Here is a 15,897-nt window from a genome sequence, read left to right as displayed (position 1 = left end):
ACCATCAAAACGATCGATAGTTACTCTGCTGCACATCCATTATTCAATCGAAATCCCTTGAGCGATTCTGTGCCCACGCCTACCCAAGACCTGGAGCACGGACATGTCACGCCTCGCACAAGCGGCCCGCAACGGCGCCCTCGCAGCCATCGGCCTGTATCTGATCAGCACCTCCACGGTGCTGGTGCTGAGCTATGCCAGCCTGAAGCCAAGCACGCCGACCTTCGAACAGTCGGCGCCGCTGCAGACGCTGATCAGCCAGCTGCCGGCGCTGTTGCGCGCCCTCTCGCCAAGCTGAGGTGCGGCCATGCTCAGAACCCAACGGAGCCGCCTGCTGATGCTTGCCGGCATGGCCCTGCTGACCACCCTGCTGGCCCTGGTCGGCATCGGCAAAGGCTCGGCTGGCGCTGTGGCGCGCAACATCGAATGCAGCCACAAGCTCGCCCATCACCTCGACCTGGCCGAGAGCCTCAAGCGGCAGCGCAGCAGCCCGCCACCCAGCCGCGACGAGCGCTTCTCGCCCTACTTCCTGCCCGTCAGGCAGGCATGAAAAAGCCCGGAAACCCGGGCTTTTCTGACGGCGAATCAGGCTCAGGCCTTGGCTTTCCTGCCCTGGGCGACGAAGCGCATCATCCACTCGCCCACCACACTGCCCTGCTGGGCGTGCTTGAGGCTGTCCACCCCTTGCTGATAGACCTGCTCGCCAAGGTGCTGCTGACGCAGCTCGAGCAGCGCCCGCGAGTAATCGTGGATGAACTCGGGGTGGCCCTGGAAGCACAGCACCTGATCCTCGATGTGGTACGCACCGATCGGGCAGAAGTCGCTGGACGCCAGCAGCGTGGCCTTCTCCGGCAGGCGAGTGACCTGGTCCTGGTGGCTGATCAGCAGTTGCAGCTCGTCCAGTGCCGGGCTCATCCACTCCGGGTTGCCCTGCAGGCGATAGCTGTGCACGCCAACACCCCAGCCCTGCTCGGCACGCTCGGCCTTGCCGCCCAGCAACAGCGCCAGCAACTGGTGACCAAAGCAGATGCCCAGCAGCTTGTCGCCACGCTGGTAGCGCTCGAGCAGGTACTGCTTGAGGGTCTGGATCCATGGCTCGCTGCCGAACGAATCCGCCTTGCTGCCGGTCACCAGGTAGGCGTCGAACTGCTCGCTGTCGGGCGGGTAATGCCCCTCCACCACGTTGTAGACACTGAACTCCGCCGCAACCGGTTGCTGAGCGAAAAGCTGCTCGAACATACGGCCATAGCCCTGATACTGGTCGACCAGTTCGGGACGGAGGATGTCAGTTTCCAGGATGCAGATACGCAGTGACATGAGGTTTCCTGTGTGAGCACGAAGGTAGGACGATTTGTGCGTTTTTCTTAACACATGCCCCCACACAAAGAAATAGCCAAGCCTGATTTACACGCATATTCGGCGTTCCGGAGCCCTGTGCAAGGCTGCGAACATTCGTCAATTAAAATTGACATCGCCCTGACGCAATGGCGCTGCACGAGGCGCTATCAGCCGCTTCGATAGTTACCATGCACACCATTCACTTCTGTGATGGCGAGCCTGCGGTGAATATCACTTCACCGGGCAGTCGCCCTCATCACACAGAAGGAAATCGATCATGAGCATTTATGCCGCGCTCGCCAGCTTCGCCGCTGCTTCCGCCTTCCAGACCTCCGCCCCGGCTCGCCCTGCCCCTGCGGCACCGGCAAACCGCGACGTCCGTTCCAGCTGACGACCCGCCAGGAGAGCCGCCATGCACAGCCAACTCAGCCTGGACGCCTATGGCGTCACCTACGTTCACCTGCAAGACGACGGCCTGCAGTTCGAGAGCGAAGCCGCCCTGCAGCTCGATGACGGCAGCATGCTGACCCTGCGCATGCCGACCCGCTACAGTGAGATGCTGGCCATTCACGAAGCGGTGTGCATTCAGCAGGGCTGGTGCCAGGCGGCCTGACGGACGCTCCCCCAAAAAGAAACGGCCCATCGGGCCGTCTCTTTGCACACCAGCCGCCTCAGAAGCACTCACCCTTGGCCGCCTTCTCCAGCAGCAGCGCCGGCGGCAGGAAGCGCTCGCCATATTGCTCGGCCAGGTACTGCGCACGGGCGACGAAGTCCTTCACCCCGTACTGATTGATGTACTGCAGCGCACCGCCCGTCCAGGCAGCGAAGCCAATGCCAAAGATCGAGCCGACGTTGGCATCGGCCACCGACTGCAGCACGCCCTCCTCGACGCAACGTACCGTCTCGATGGCCTGGATGAACAGGATCCGGTCGCGGACATCCTGCTGCGGAATCTGCGCATCGGCCTTTTCGAAACGCGCCTTGAGCTCGGGCCACAGGTGCTTCTTGCCAGCGGCCGGGTAGTCGTAGAAGCCCATGCCAGCCGCCTTGCCTGGACGCTTGTACTCGCCCAGCATCATGTCGATGACCGCGAAGGCCGGGTGCTCGGGGACGGATTTGCCCTCTGCCGCCAGGTCCTTGATGGTCTGCTGGCGGATGTGGTTCATCAGGCTCATCGACACTTCATCGCTGATCGCCAGCGGGCCGACCGGCATGCCGGCGTTGCGTGCCTCGTTCTCTATCATCGCTGCGCTGACGCCTTCGCCAAGCATGGCCAGGCCTTCGTTGGTGAAGGTGCCGAACACCCGCGAGGTGAAGAAGCCACGGCTGTCGTTGACCACGATGGGGGTCTTCTTGATCTGCATGACGTAGTCGAAACCACGCGCCAGCGTCTCGTCGGAGGTCTTCTCGCCGCGGATGATTTCCACCAGCGGCATCTTGTCGACCGGACTGAAGAAATGCAGGCCGATGAAGTTCTCCGGCCTGGCCACGGCAGTCGCCAGACCGGTGATCGGCAGCGTCGAGGTGTTGGAGGCGATCACCGCATCGCCCAGCGCGGCCGCTTCTGCGGCGGCGGTGACCTTGCCCTTGAGCGCACGATCCTCGAATACCGCCTCGATGATCAGGTCGCAGCCGTCGAAGTCCGCCTCGCTGTCGCTCGCCTTGATCAGCCCGAGGAACGCGTCGCGCTGCTCGGCGCTCATGTGCCCCCTGCCGACCTTCTTGTCCAGCAGCCTGGCCGAGTAGCCCTTGCCCTTCTCCGCCGCTTCGACGGACACGTCCTTGAGCACCACCTCGATACCCGCCGCTGCCGATACGTAGGCGATACCCGCACCCATCATGCCCGCGCCGAGCACACCGACCTTCTTCGTCCGGGTCTTCGGGTAACCCTGCGGGCGCGAACCGCCGGCATTGATCTCATTGAGATGAAACCAGAAGGTGCCGATCATGTTCTTCGCCACCTGGCCGCAGGTCAGCTCGGTGAAGTAGCGCGCCTCGATGATCTGCGCGGTGTCGAAGTCGACCTGCGCGCCCTCGACCGCCGCGCACATGATTTTCTCCGGCGCGGGGAAGCAGCCCCGGGTCTTGTCGCGCAACACGCTCGGGGCAATGGCCAGCATCTGCGCCACGTTCGGTGAACTCGGCGTCCCCCCCGGAATCTTGTAGCCCTGCACGTCCCAGGGCTGCCGCGCGGTCGGGTTGGCGGCGATCCAGGCCCGCGCCTTGGCCAGCATCTCCTCGCGGTCGCCGGCCAGATCATGGATCAGCCCGGCCTTGAGCGCTGCCTCCGGGCGCACCTTCTTGCCTTCGGCCAGGTACGGCAGCGCCTTTTCCAGGCCGAGGATGCGCACCATGCGCACCACGCCGCCACCACCGGGCAGCAGCCCCAGAGTGACCTCCGGCAGGCCGAGCTGCACATGGGGCTCGTTCAGGGCAATGCGCTGGTGGCAGGCCAGGGCGATCTCCCAGCCACCACCCAGCGCGGCACCGTTGATGGCCGCGACCACCGGTTTGCCGAGGGTCTCGAGACGGCGCAACTGGCCCTTGATCTTGAGGATCATCTCGTAGAAACCCTGGGCATCGGCTGGGGTGACCTGGATCAGTTCGTTGAGGTCGCCGCCGGCGAAGAAGGTCTTCTTCGCCGAGGTGACGATGACCCCGGCGATGGTGTCCTTTTCCGCCTCCAGGCGGTCGACGATCTCGGCCATGGCCTCGCGGTACACCGCGTTCATGGTGTTGGCACTCTGGCCGGGCATATCCATGGTCAGGACGACGATAGCGTCCTGGCCTTTTTCGTAGCGGATGGCGTCAGTCATTTTTTCACGTCCCAAATATTCGGGGAGTGCTTCAGGGGCGTCACGCGCGCGGCTCAGGCAAGGCGGAAATCATTGGACTTCCAGCGCCGCGCGGCCGAGCGCAGTCGCCCGTGACAGCTCCTAGATACGTTCGATGATGGTGGCGATACCCATGCCACCGCCCACGCAAAGGGTGGCCAGGCCATAGCGCAGCTGGCGCTTCTCCAGTTCGTCGAGCAGCGTGCCGAGGATCGCGCAGCCGGTGGCGCCCAGCGGGTGCCCCATGGCGATCGCGCCGCCATTGACGTTGACCTTGTCCTCGCTCACGCCCATGTCCTTCATGAACTTCATCACCACCGAGGCGAAGGCCTCGTTGACCTCGAACAGATCGATGTCATCCACCGCCAGCCCCGCCTTGGCCAGCGCCTTGCGCGTGGCAGGCGCCGGCCCGGTGAGCATGATGGTCGGATCGGTACTGGTCACCGCCGTGGCGACGATACGCGCACGTGGTTTCAGGCCCAGTTCGCTGCCCTTGGCCGCAGAGCCGATCAGCATCAGCGCGGCGCCGTCGACGATGCCGGAGCTGTTGCCCGGCGTGTGCACATGCTCGATACGCTCGACATGGCTGTAGACGCGCAAGGCGGTGGCATCGAAGCCCATCTGCCCCATCATCTCGAAGCTGGGCTTGAGCTTGTTCAGCCCCTCCAGCGTCGAGTCGCCACGGATGAATTCGTCATGTTCGAGCAGCAGGATGCCGTTCTGGTCGCGGACCGGCACCAGGGACCTGGCGAATGCGCCATTACCGCTGGCGCGTGCGGCCTTCTGCTGCGAACGCAGGGCGAAGGCATCGACGTCCGCGCGGGTGAACCCTTCCAGCGTCGCGATCAGGTCGGCGCCGATGCCCTGCGGCACGAAATTGGAGTGAATGTTGGTTTCCGGGTCCATCACCCAGGCGCCGCCGTCGGAGCCCATGGGCACGCGTGACATCGACTCGACGCCACCGACCACCACCAGGTCCTCGAAGCCGGAGCGCACCTTCATCGCTCCCATGTTCACCGCCTCCAGCCCCGAGGCGCAGAAGCGATTGAGCTGTACGCCCGCCACGCATACGTCCCAGTCGGCCACCATCGCGGCGGTCTTGGCGATGTCGGCGCCCTGGTCGCCTACCGGCGTCACGCAGCCCAGCACGATGTCGTCCACCTGGCTGGTATCCAGATCGTTACGGGCTTGCAGGGCAGTCAGCAGGCCGGCGACCAGCTGGACGGGCTTGACGCTGTACAGCGCGCCGTCCTTCTTGCCCTTGCCACGCGGCGTGCGCACCGCGTCGAAAATATAAGCTTCGGTCATGGCATCCTCGGAAGGTCATGCGGCGCTGGCGATCACGGCGCCGCGCCGGTTCTTGTTTGAGCGTCCCTACCTTAGCGCCACGAGGCCAGCGCTCAATGACCGAAGCGCTCAGCGCCATTGACCACTGAGCTCAGACGAACGGTCGTTTGTTCGTCAACGGCCACATGGGCCCGAGCAACCTGTCTGCCACAAGGCATGCGGCCTGCGCGCCTGGCGCGCGTCATAGCGCGTGTTTCCTAGCAGCCAGCCATTAGCAACCAAGTCATCTAAGAAAGCGCTGACTGCAGCCCTAGAGTTAGTCATGCACCTTGACGAAAACCGGTGCAGGGAACCGTCGCTGGGTCATGCCGGGGCGGTCGATGGAACTACGCCCAGGCAGCAGCTCGCCAGGCAGACCGGCAGGCGTCCGACACGACGCCCATAACAACAAGAGGCATATGGCCATGAACAAGCAGCCGAAATACCGTCAGGCTGGCGTCATTCTCTTCGCCACGGCGGTCATACTGATCCTTCCCAACCTGACCCGTCTGGTCAGCTGACCCCTCAACGACCCCGCTGCTGTGCAGACGCCGTGGTGCGCTCGGCACAGGGCGGGTGCTTTCCCATGACCTGCTGACACCCCGTCTGGACGGCGCGCCCGCATCGGGCAAAGATAGTTCGATCCCTCGCCAGCCCCGGAGCCAGACATGCGCCTCGCCATTCTCTTCCTTACCGGCCTGTTCACCCTTGCCGGCGCCCACGCCGCGGAAGTGGACCAGGCTGCCGCACTCGAGACGCTGCAAGACGAAGACAGCCTGCTGATCGACGTGCGCAGCGCCGAGGAATTCGCCGACGGCGCCCTGCCCGGCGCTATCAACCTCGAACATGATCGGATCGCGGAACGCATCGCCAGCGTGGCCCCCGACAAGGACCGCCCGCTGGTGCTGTACTGCCGCAGCGGGCGGCGCTCCTCATTCGCGCAGGACAAGCTGCAGGCACTGGGCTACAGCCGGGTGATCAATGCAGGCGCGTATGACGACCTGCTGCCGCTCCTGGAGCGCGGCGAATGAGGGGGCTGCTGGTCAGCCTGATGCTTCTTGGCTGTTCCCTCTCGCTGCAGGCTGGCGAGTTCGCCGCGCAACTGAACGCTGGCACGCGCAGCTGGAGCAGCAGCGAACTGTTGCACCACCCTCAGGCCCGCGACATCGAGATCGCCGACGACGTCAGCTACAAGCGCCCCATGCGCTACCGTGCGGTCCCGATCCGCGCGCTGCTCGAGGGCGTGACGGCGGGCGATCACCTGCAGGCGGTGGCATCGGACGGCTTCGCCGCCGAGCTTCCGGCCGCCCTGCTGCTGGCCGACGAAGGGGCCAAGGCCTGGCTGGCCATCGAAGACCCGGACGAGCCGTGGCCACCGCTGGCCCAGGGCAAGGCCAGCGCGGGGCCATTCTACCTGGTCTGGACCGACCCGCACGCCAGCCAGATCAGCCCCGAGCAGTGGCCCTTCCAGGTCGTCAGGATTCGCCAGCTCGCGGCGGTGGAGCAACGCTTCCCCGCCCTGCTCCCGGCCGGTGACGCGAGCAGCGAGGTGCAGGCCGGCTTCGCCCTGTTCCAGAAGAACTGCATGGCCTGCCACCGCCTCAATGGCGCCGGTGACTCCGCGTTCGGCCCCGATCTGAATATCCCCTACAACCCCACCGAGTACTTCACCGGCGACTTCCTGCGCCAGTACATCCGTGACCCGCAAAGCCTGCGGCGCTGGCCACAGGCACGCATGCCCGGCTTCTCCGAGCAGGTGCTCGACGCCACGCAGCTGCAGCAGCTGATCGCCTACCTGCAACACATGGCCACGCGCAAGCTCCCGCCGCCGGGCTAGCGCGGCAGGCTCTCCTCCAGCGCCTCGCGAATCAGGCTCTGCAGCAACTGCACCGGCTCGCTCGGCTGCGCCTCGGCGCGGTGCAGGGCCAGCTCCAGAGTCGGCAGCGGCGGTAAGCCGCTGCTGCCGCTCGGCAGGACCTCGACACCGGCCGGCAGGCACAGCGCCGTACGCACGGTGATGCCCAGGCGCGCACGCGCGGCGGCCCACAGGCCACCCAGGTTGGCGCTGGAAAACGCCACGCGCCAGGGCAAACCGGCACGATCCAGCGCCGCACATGGCTCGGAACGGAACAGGCATGGCGCCTCGAAGCACAGCAGCGGTAACGGTTCGCCCGCCTGTTCGCGCCAGCGGGCCAGTACCTCGGCGTCGCCGATCCAGCACATCTGCACCCGGCCCAGGAGCTCGCGCCCCGGCGCAGCAGGATCGCCCCCCCAGACCAGCGCCAGGTCGAGCCCACCAGCGGCGAGCGCCTCGAGCAACTCGGCGTTGCGCGCCACCCGCACCTCGATGCGCACCCGTGGATGCAAGCGCGCAAAGCGGCCGAGCACCTCCGGCAGGAGGATTTCGCCGAAGTCTTCCTGCAGACCCAGACGCACCTCACCACCGAGCCGGCCGCTGTGCAGCGCGGCACAGGCCTCGTCATTGAGGGCCAGCAGGCGTCGGGCGTAAGCCAGCATCAGCTCGCCGCTGTCGGTCAGCGCCAGGCCGCGCCCCGCGCGACGCAGCAGCAAGGCATCGGCCTGACTCTCGAGCTTGCGCAGCTGTGCGCTGGTGGCCGAGGTCGAGCGCCCCAGGCGCTGCGCGGCGCGAGCGAAGCTGCCCAGTTCGACCCCGGTAACGAAGGTGCGCAGGGCGTCCATGTCGAAGTTGGTCAGGCGCATGACACTCCCGTTTTTTGGAATCAACAGTTGGAAATTATCCGATTTTCAGCACGGATTCTCTCTCGCACACTGCCAGACCTCAAGCGCGAGGCATCCGGCCTGCGCATGTGCAGCGAGAACCGATCATGAACATGCCCGCTCCCACCGCCACCACCTGTCCGCCACAGGCCCCGCCGCTGAGCCAGCGCTGGAAGGTGCTGATCGCCGGTTTCGTCGCCAACGCCGCGCTGATTGCCGCTACCGCCGGCCTGCCGACCACGGCACTGAGCCTGAGCAGCGACTACGGCTTCGGCCATGCCGAACTGGCCTGGGTCTTCGGCAGCATGGGTCTGGGACTGGCTCTGAGCGAGTTGCCCTGGGGCATGCTGACCGACCGCTGGGGCGACCGCCCGGTGCTGCTCTGCGGCCTGCTGGTGACTGGCCTGGCGCTGCTTGGCCTGGCCATCGGCGGGCAGCCGGGTGATGGCGCCCTGATACGCCTGTGCGCCGGCCTGACGCTCGCCGGGCTGGCCGGCGGTAGCGTGAACGCCGCCAGCGGTCGCGCGGTGATGGCCTGGTTCGGCCCCGGCGAACGCGGGCTGGCCATGAGCATCCGCCAGACCGCCGTGCCCCTGGGCGGCCTGCTGGGGGCCTGCGTGCTGCCGTCACTGGCGCGCCAGCAGGGGTTCAGCCTGGTGTTCGGCCTGCTCGCCGGGCTCTGCGCGCTGGCCGGCTACCTGACCTGGCGCTGGCTGCACGAGGCTCCCGGCCAGGCCCAGGCGGAACCCGAGCGCCGCGCCCTGCGCCCGGCCTGGAGCGAAGCGCCGCTGTGGCGCCTGGCGCTGGGTATCGGCGTGCTGTGCATGCCGCAGTTCGTGATCCTCAGCTTCGGCGCGGTGTTCATACATGAGCAGCTCGGCGGCAGCCTGCTCATGGTCAGCGCCAGCCTGGCCACCCTGCAGCTCGGTGCCGCCGTCGCACGCGTGCTGAGCGGGCGCTGGAGCGACCGCAACGGCAATCGTCATCTGTACCTGTGGCGCTGCGTGCTGGCGGCCGCTGCGGCCTACCTGCTACTGGCCGGTGCCACCGCCCTGCTGACGCGGCAGATGCTGCCCCCGGCGCTGGTGCTGGCGCTGCTGATCGGCTGCGGCATCCTGATCTCGGCATGGCATGGCGTGGCCTATACCGAACTGGCCAGCCAGGCCGGCGTGGCCCGTGCGGGCACGGTGCTGGGCATGGCCAACACCCTGGTGTTCGTCGGCATGTTCCTCACCCCGACGCTGGTCGCCGCCGGCCTGCGCCACGGTGACTGGCCGCTGGTGTGGGGCGTGGCGGCCCTGCTGACGCTGGCAGCCTGGCCGCTGCTGCGCGCGTCGCGCGGCTGAACGACCCTACTGCTGGCGCACCTGCAGCAACGGCGCGACCTGCACCTGCGCATGCATCTGCTCGCAACCACCGCCACGGCGCATGCCGCGCACCGGGCAGGCATCGAGGTAGTCCAGGCCGACCGCCAGCTTCAGGTGACGCCCCGGGCGTGCCAGGCAGTTGGTCACGTCGAAGCTGTACCAGGCATCGCCAACCCAGGCCTCGGCCCAGGCATGGCTGGCCAGGTGCTCGGCATCGTCCGTGTAGAGGTAGCCCGACACGTAGCGCGCCGGCACCCCCAGGCTGCGAGCACAGGCGAGGAAGGCATGGGTGTGGTCCTGGCAGACACCGCGACGGCCGGCGAAGGCCTCGGCAGCACTGGTATCCACTTCGGTGACGCCCGGCTGATAGACGATATGGGCATTGAGCGCATGCATCAGGTCGATCAGGCCGTTGCGGTCGCTGTGCGCCCTGGCGTGCTGCGCGGCGAACTCGCGAATGGCGTCATCCGCCTGGGTCAGGCGGGTGAAGCGCAGGAACGGCAACGCCGACTGCTGCTCGTGCTCGGCCTCGCACGTCTCGTCGATCTCCACCTGGCCCCGGGCGCCGATGACGATGGCCTCGTGCGGCTCGTCCAGGGTCAGCACATGCAGGATGTTGCCGTACGGATCGATCTGCGCATGCACCGGGCGCGGCAGATCGAGCTGCCAGCTGAGCACCTGCTGTCGCTCGCTGTCATGCGGGGTCAGGCGCAGGTACTGGATACTCGCGCGCACCTGATCATCGTAACGGTAGGTGGTGTCATGACTGATCGAAAGTCTCATGCGACCTCCAGATAGGACGTGTGGATGGTGTTGCCCAGCTGGCGCACCAGCAGGATGAAGTCGGTCAGCCAGGCGTGCAGACCTTCGTCGAGCACTTCGTCGATGCTGGTGTAGCGCAGGCGCGCATCCAGTTCGGCGGCCAGGCGCTGCGCGGGGCGACCGTTCTCCCCCGGTAGACCGGCGAGCATCAGGTTGAGTTCTTCCATGCAGGCGCGCAGCGAACGCGGCACGTCCGGACGCAGCAGCAGCAGTTCGGCGACCTTGCGCGTGCGCGGCGAGCCACGGTAGATCTCGGCGAAGGCCTCGAACGAGGACAGCGCACGCAGCAGCGCGCTCCACTGGTAGTAACTGCGCGCCGTGCGCTCCTCCAGTTCGTCGATCTCTTCGCCGAGCATTTCGTAGCGCGCATCGAGCAGACGCAGGGTGTTGTCGGCGCGCTCGATGAAGGTGCCCAGGCGGATGAAGCGATAGGCCTCGCCACGCATGATGGTGCCGAAGGTGGCGCCACGGAACAGGTGCGAACGCTCCTTGACCCACTCGCAGAAGCGACTGATGCCATAACGCCCCAGCCCCTGCTCGGCGATGCCGCGCATTTCCAGCCAGGTGGCGTTGATGTTCTCCCACATGTCGGCGGTGATGCGCCCGCGCACCGCGTGCGCATTGCTGCGCGCCGCCTGCAGGCAGCAGTAGATGCTGCCGGGGTTGCTCGCATCGAGGGCGAAGAAGTGCAGCATGCGCTCGGCATGCAGCGGGCCATGACGCTCCAGGTATTCGTCCAGCGTGCCGGTGATGAGCAGCGGCATGGCCAGTTCGTCGAGGCCGTCGCCACGGCCGTCCTGCGGCATCAGCGACAGCGAGTAGCTGACGTCGAGCATGCGCGCGAGGTTCTCGGCACGCTCCAGGTAGCGCGACATCCAGTACAGATCGGAGGCAGTACGACTGAGCATGATTAGTCCTCCACCACCCAGGTGTCCTTGGTCCCGCCGCCTTGCGACGAGTTGACCACCAGCGAGCCTTCGCGCAGTGCCACGCGCGTCAGGCCGCCAGGCACCAGGCGGGTTTCGCGGCCGGTCAGGACGAACGGACGCAGATCGATATGGCGCGGTGCGATGCCGCGCTCGACGAAGGTCGGGCAGGTCGACAGGCTCAGCGTCGGCTGGGCGATGTAGGCCTCCGGCTTGGCGATCAGGCGGGCACGGAAGGTCTCGATCTCGGCCTTGCTCGCCGCCGGCCCGACCAGCATGCCGTAGCCACCGGAGCCCTGGGTTTCCTTGACCACCAGCTCGGACAGGTTGGCCAGCACGTGGGACAGCTCCTCCGGCTTGCGGCACTGCCAGGTCGGCACGTTCTTGAGAATCGGCTCCTCGTCCAGGTAGAAGCGGATCATGTCGCCGACGAAGGGATAGACCGACTTGTCGTCCGCGACACCGGTGCCGATGGCGTTGGCCAGCACCACGTTGCGCGCGCGATAGGCCGACAGCAGCCCGGCGACGCCGAGCATCGACTCGGGGTTGAAGGCCAGCGGATCGAGGAAGGCGTCGTCGAGACGGCGGTAGATCACGTCGACCTGGCGCGCCCCCGCGGTGGTGCGCATGTAGACCTTGTCGTCACGCACGAACAGGTCCGCCCCCTCCACCAGCTCCACGCCCATCTCGCGGGCCAGGAAGGCGTGCTCGAAATAGGCGCTGTTGAAACGTCCCGGGGTCAGCACCACGACCGTGGGGTTGTCCAGCGGGCTGGAGCTCTTCAGCGCGTCGAGCAGCAGGTTCGGGTAGTGATCCACCGGCGCCACGCGCTGCGCGGCGAACAACTCGGGGAACAGGCGCATCATCATCTTGCGGTCTTCGAGCATGTAGCTGACGCCGCTCGGCGTACGCAGGTTGTCCTCGAGCACGTAGTAGCTGCCGTCGCCATCGCGCACCAGGTCGACCCCGGCGATGTGCGCGTAGATGTCGCGATGCAGGTCGAGCCCCTGCATGGCCATCTGGTACCCCTCGTTGGCCAGCACCTGTTCGGCCGGGATGATGCCCGCCTTGATGATGCGCTGGTCGTGGTAGAGGTCGGCGAGGAACAGGTTGAGCGCCTGCACGCGCTGGATGCAGCCACGCTCGACGATGCGCCACTCGCTGGCGGGTATGGCGCGTGGAACGATGTCGAAGGGAATCAGCCGCTCGGTGCCCTGATCGTCGCCGTAGAGGGTGAAGGTGATACCCGCGCGATGGAACAACAGATCGGCTTCGCGCCGGCGCTGGGCCAGCAGCTCGTCCGGCGTTTCCGCCAGCCAGCGGGCGAACTCTCGGTAGTGCGGGCGGACAGCGCCACTCGCGTCGTACATCTCGTCATAAAAGGTGCGGGCCATGCCGTACTCCTTGTCACCCGGACTTGCAGCATCCTCTGCAAGGCCCGAGCCAGCACTATTAATCCTTTAATTTCAACAACCTAGCAAATGATCGAATACTCCACGCACCATCAAGGTGCGGCGCAATGTTGCCGTCACAACCTGTCGCCCCATTAGGTGGCGCAGGAGCGGCGAACGCCTCGCGATGCAGGCAGAGAGCCTGCACCACCCGCTCCACGCCGGACGCGGCCAGCTGTCCGTCACATTGCGTGACCGCTCGGTCAAGTGCAATCGCTTTCGCACGCAGGCGACGGCATGAACTGCCCCAGGGTGAAGCGCCCCCTCACTGCCTGGAGGCGAGAAACTCGGCAACGACCTGCACGGCCGTGTCGAGGTGCTGCTCATGAGTGTAGCCCGACGCCTTCAGCGGCTTGAGGTCGTGGTCGGCGGCGGCCAGCCAGTGCAGGTCGATGGCCGAGGACAAGGCGTAGGCGGCGACCGCCTCACGATTACCCAGCGCATCGCGTTCGCCCTGGACGATCAGCGTCGGCGTGCGCAGCTCGGCCAGGTGGGCGACACGGGGCTTTTCCGGTTTCCCGGCGGCATAGAAAGGGTAGCCCAGGCAAACCAGGGCAGCCGCCCCCAGTTCGTCTGCCAGCAGACTGGCCATGCGCCCGCCCATGGACTTGCCGCCGATGGCCAGGGGCCCTGCGACGAGTTGGCGCACCCGGGCATGGACGTCACGCCATTGCTGCAGCAGTTGCGCCTGGGGATTCGGGGGGCGCTTGCGTCCATCCACACGGCGCTGGGCCATGTAGGCGAACTCGAAGCGCACCACGCGCACGCCGCGCGCGGCGAGCCCCTGCGCCATGCGCTGCATGAACGGACTGTCCATCGCTGCGCCTGCACCGTGCGCCAGGATCAGAGTGGCCGTTGCCGCCTGCGGCGGTTCGTCCCACAGCCAGGGCTGCCCCTGCTCACATTGATCGGCGTCAATAAACCCAGATGGCCCTTTGCTCATGCTTGCCTCGCGTCGATATCCGTGGTGTTCATGGCCTGCTCATGCCTAGGGGTGCCACGGATGTCGGCCGCTCTGCCATAACCGTGGATGGAAGCCCAGACATGAACACAACAACCCGTTCCGCCTACAACTACAGGGTGGTTCGCCAGTTCGCCATTATGACGGTGGTTTGGGGCATCGTCGGCATGGGACTCGGCGTATTCATCGCCGCCCAGCTGGCCTGGCCCGAACTGAACTTCAACCTACCCTGGACCAGCTTCGGCCGGCTCCGCCCACTGCACACCAATGCGGTGATCTTCGCCTTCGGTGGCTGCGCACTGTTCGCCACCAGTTACTACGCGGTGCAACGCACCAGCCAAACCACGCTGTTCGCACCCAAGCTGGCTGCCTTCACCTTCTGGGGCTGGCAACTGGTGATCGTGCTGGCCGCGATCAGCCTGCCGCTGGGCTGGACCAGCTCCAAGGAATACGCCGAGCTCGAGTGGCCGATCGATATCCTCATCACCATCGTGTGGGTGTCCTACGCCATCGTCTTCTTCGGCACCGTCATGCAACGCAAGGTCAGCCACATCTACGTGGGCAACTGGTTCTTCGGCGGTTTCATTCTCACCGTGGCGATCCTCCACCTGGTCAACAACATGGAGATTCCGGTCACCCTGACCAAGTCCTACTCGCTGTACGCGGGTGCGACCGATGCGATGATCCAGTGGTGGTACGGCCACAACGCCGTGGGCTTCTTCCTGACCGCTGGCTTCCTGGGGATGATGTACTACTTCGTGCCCAAGCAGGCAGGTCGTCCGGTCTATTCCTACCGCCTGTCCATCGTCCACTTCTGGGCGCTGATCGCGGTCTACATCTGGGCCGGTCCGCACCACCTGCACTACACCGCGCTGCCGGACTGGGCCCAGTCCCTCGGCATGGTGATGTCGCTGATTCTCCTGGCACCGAGCTGGGGCGGCATGATCAACGGCATGATGACCCTCTCCGGCGCCTGGCATAAGCTGCGCACCGACCCGATCCTGCGCTTCCTGGTGGTATCGCTGGCCTTCTACGGCATGTCCACCTTCGAAGGCCCGATGATGGCCATCAAGACCGTCAACGCCCTGTCCCACTACACCGACTGGACCATCGGCCACGTGCACGCCGGCGCCCTCGGCTGGGTCGCCATGGTGTCGATCGGCTCGCTGTATCACCTGATTCCCAAGGTCTTCGGTCGCGAGCAGATGCACAGCATCGGCCTGATCAACGGCCACTTCTGGCTGGCCACCATCGGCACCGTGCTCTACATCGCCTCGATGTGGGTCAACGGCATCACTCAGGGCCTGATGTGGCGTGCAGTCAACGAAGACGGCACCCTCACCTACTCCTTCGTCGAAGCGCTGGAAGCCAGCCATGTCGGCTTCGTGGTGCGGGTGATCGGTGGCGCCATCTTCTTCAGCGGCATGCTGCTGATGGCCTGGAACGTCTGGCTGACCGTGCGTAGCGCCGAGTCGACCGAGATGGAAGCCGCTGCGCAGTTCTCGGTAGAAGGAGCCCACTGATGAAACACGAGATTCTCGAGAAGAACATCGGCCTGATGGCGCTGGTGATGATCCTGGCGGTCAGCATCGGTGGTCTGACCCAGATCGTTCCCCTGTTCTTCCAGGACGTCACCAACGAGCCGGTCGAAGGCCTCAAGCCTTACAACGCCCTGCAGCTCGAAGGTCGCGACATCTACATCCGCGAGGGCTGCGTCGGCTGCCACTCGCAGATGATCCGCCCGTTCCGCGCCGAGACCGAGCGCTACGGCCACTACTCCGTCGCCGGTGAAAGCGTCTGGGACCACCCCTTCCTGTGGGGTTCCAAGCGTACCGGTCCGGACCTGGCCCGCGTCGGCGGCCGTTACTCGGACGAGTGGCATCGCGCTCACCTGTACAACCCGCGCAACGTCGTGCCCGAGTCGAAGATGCCGGCCTACCCCTGGCTGGTGGAAAGCACCCTCGACGGCCAGGACACCGCCAAGAAGATGAGTGCCCTGCGCACCCTTGGCGTGCCCTACAGCGACGAGGACATCGCCGGGGCCGGTGATGCGGTCAAGGGCAAGAGCGAGATGGACGCGCTGGTCGCCTACCTCCAGGTGCTTGGCACCGCCGTGAAGAACAAGAGGTAAGC

At 65.9% G+C, this 15,897-nt stretch carries 17 protein-coding genes; 9 read left to right on the top strand and 8 right to left on the bottom strand.

Translation table 11 applies throughout. From position 1 onward, the window contains the following. Positions 1–103 precede the first annotated feature (103 nt). Both EWH21_RS11245 and EWH21_RS11240 read left to right on the top strand, forming a co-directional pair. Positions 104–298 carry a hypothetical protein gene (locus EWH21_RS11245; RefSeq protein ID WP_134675977.1) on the top strand — a complete coding sequence of 65 codons (195 nt, stop codon included), beginning with the start codon at positions 104–106 and terminating at the stop codon, positions 296–298. A gap of 9 nt (positions 299–307) precedes the next feature. After that, a complete protein-coding gene (locus tag EWH21_RS11240; RefSeq protein ID WP_047588484.1) occupies positions 308–550 on the top strand; it encodes a hypothetical protein in 243 nt (80 codons plus the stop codon). A 41-nt stretch (positions 551–591) separates the two neighbouring features. On the opposite strand, the gene EWH21_RS11235 is transcribed toward EWH21_RS11240, so the two are convergent. Further along, positions 592–1,317 (bottom strand): amidotransferase, encoded by a 726-nt coding sequence (locus EWH21_RS11235; protein ID WP_277700523.1) that lies wholly within the window; start codon positions 1,315–1,317, stop codon positions 592–594. 298 nt (positions 1,318–1,615) lie between these two features. On the opposite strand from EWH21_RS11235, the gene EWH21_RS11230 reads away from it, so the two are divergent. Further along, a complete protein-coding gene (locus EWH21_RS11230; RefSeq protein WP_277700522.1) occupies positions 1,616–1,729 on the top strand; it encodes a PA2485 family small membrane protein in 114 nt (37 codons plus the stop codon). Positions 1,730–1,750: 21 nt separating this feature from the next. Continuing rightward, entirely contained in the window at positions 1,751–1,951 is a 201-nt protein-coding gene (ptrC, locus tag EWH21_RS11225) for a type III secretion system co-regulatory protein PtrC (RefSeq protein ID WP_037053098.1), read from the top strand. A 58-nt stretch (positions 1,952–2,009) separates the two neighbouring features. Here ptrC and EWH21_RS11220 read toward each other — a convergent pair whose 3' ends face one another. Both EWH21_RS11220 and EWH21_RS11215 read right to left on the bottom strand, forming a co-directional pair. Further along, complete coding sequence (locus EWH21_RS11220) at positions 2,010–4,154, bottom strand: 3-hydroxyacyl-CoA dehydrogenase NAD-binding domain-containing protein (protein ID WP_277700521.1); 2,145 nt, start codon at positions 4,152–4,154, stop codon at positions 2,010–2,012. A 120-nt stretch (positions 4,155–4,274) separates the two neighbouring features. Further along, the gene (locus EWH21_RS11215; protein WP_037053104.1) at positions 4,275–5,480 is read right to left on the bottom strand and encodes an acetyl-CoA C-acetyltransferase; all 1,206 of its coding nucleotides are present in this window, start codon (positions 5,478–5,480) and stop codon (positions 4,275–4,277) included. Between the two features lie 686 nt (positions 5,481–6,166). Between EWH21_RS11215 and EWH21_RS11210 the strand changes: the two genes are divergently transcribed. Both EWH21_RS11210 and EWH21_RS11205 read left to right on the top strand, forming a co-directional pair. Beyond that, on the top strand, positions 6,167–6,529 hold the full coding sequence (locus EWH21_RS11210) for a rhodanese-like domain-containing protein (protein WP_037053105.1): 363 nt from the start codon (positions 6,167–6,169) through the stop codon (positions 6,527–6,529). Positions 6,530–6,549: 20 nt separating this feature from the next. After that, positions 6,550–7,335: a cytochrome c gene (locus EWH21_RS11205; protein WP_277700609.1), complete on the top strand. Its 786-nt coding sequence runs from the start codon at positions 6,550–6,552 to the stop codon at positions 7,333–7,335. Here the strand turns inward: EWH21_RS11205 and EWH21_RS11200 are convergent. Further along, complete coding sequence (locus EWH21_RS11200; protein WP_277700520.1) at positions 7,332–8,219, bottom strand: LysR substrate-binding domain-containing protein; 888 nt, start codon at positions 8,217–8,219, stop codon at positions 7,332–7,334. The two genes, EWH21_RS11205 and EWH21_RS11200, sit on opposite strands and share 4 nt — an antisense overlap. Positions 8,220–8,344: 125 nt before the next feature. On the opposite strand from EWH21_RS11200, the gene EWH21_RS11195 reads away from it, so the two are divergent. Then, positions 8,345–9,583 (top strand): MFS transporter, encoded by a 1,239-nt coding sequence (locus EWH21_RS11195; RefSeq protein WP_277700519.1) that lies wholly within the window; start codon positions 8,345–8,347, stop codon positions 9,581–9,583. A 6-nt stretch (positions 9,584–9,589) separates the two neighbouring features. Here the strand turns inward: EWH21_RS11195 and EWH21_RS11190 are convergent, their stop codons facing one another. The 4 genes from EWH21_RS11190 to EWH21_RS11175 all read right to left on the bottom strand — a co-directional run bounded on the left by EWH21_RS11190 (position 9,590) and on the right by EWH21_RS11175 (position 13,746). Next, positions 9,590–10,387, bottom strand: coding sequence for a transglutaminase family protein (locus tag EWH21_RS11190; protein ID WP_277700518.1), 798 nt, complete (start codon positions 10,385–10,387; stop codon positions 9,590–9,592). Next, positions 10,384–11,334, bottom strand: a complete 951-nt coding sequence (locus EWH21_RS11185) for an alpha-E domain-containing protein (RefSeq protein ID WP_037053110.1) — start codon at positions 11,332–11,334, stop codon at positions 10,384–10,386. Before EWH21_RS11185 ends, EWH21_RS11190 begins: the two co-directional genes overlap by 4 nt. Before the next feature lie 2 nt (positions 11,335–11,336). Beyond that, positions 11,337–12,746, bottom strand: coding sequence for a circularly permuted type 2 ATP-grasp protein (locus EWH21_RS11180; RefSeq protein WP_047590580.1), 1,410 nt, complete (start codon positions 12,744–12,746; stop codon positions 11,337–11,339). A gap of 322 nt (positions 12,747–13,068) precedes the next feature. Further along, positions 13,069–13,746 carry an alpha/beta family hydrolase gene (locus tag EWH21_RS11175; protein ID WP_277700517.1) on the bottom strand — a complete coding sequence of 226 codons (678 nt, stop codon included), beginning with the start codon at positions 13,744–13,746 and terminating at the stop codon, positions 13,069–13,071. Positions 13,747–13,847: 101 nt separating this feature from the next. On the opposite strand from EWH21_RS11175, the gene ccoN reads away from it, so the two are divergent. Both ccoN and ccoO read left to right on the top strand, forming a co-directional pair. Further along, complete coding sequence (gene ccoN, locus EWH21_RS11170; protein WP_152488562.1) at positions 13,848–15,287, top strand: cytochrome-c oxidase, cbb3-type subunit I; 1,440 nt, start codon at positions 13,848–13,850, stop codon at positions 15,285–15,287. Then, positions 15,287–15,895, top strand: a complete 609-nt coding sequence (gene ccoO, locus EWH21_RS11165) for a cytochrome-c oxidase, cbb3-type subunit II (RefSeq protein WP_134675983.1) — start codon at positions 15,287–15,289, stop codon at positions 15,893–15,895. The genes ccoN and ccoO overlap by 1 nt, the downstream gene beginning before the upstream one ends. The last annotated feature ends 2 nt before the right edge of the window (positions 15,896–15,897 follow it).

This window comes from Pseudomonas sp. REST10 (genome assembly GCF_029542605.1).
In the GTDB taxonomy this organism is placed as follows: domain Bacteria; phylum Pseudomonadota; class Gammaproteobacteria; order Pseudomonadales; family Pseudomonadaceae; genus Aquipseudomonas; species Aquipseudomonas khazarica.
The sequence above is the reverse complement of the archived record's forward strand: the minus strand, read 5'-3'. Positions and strand labels throughout refer to the sequence as shown.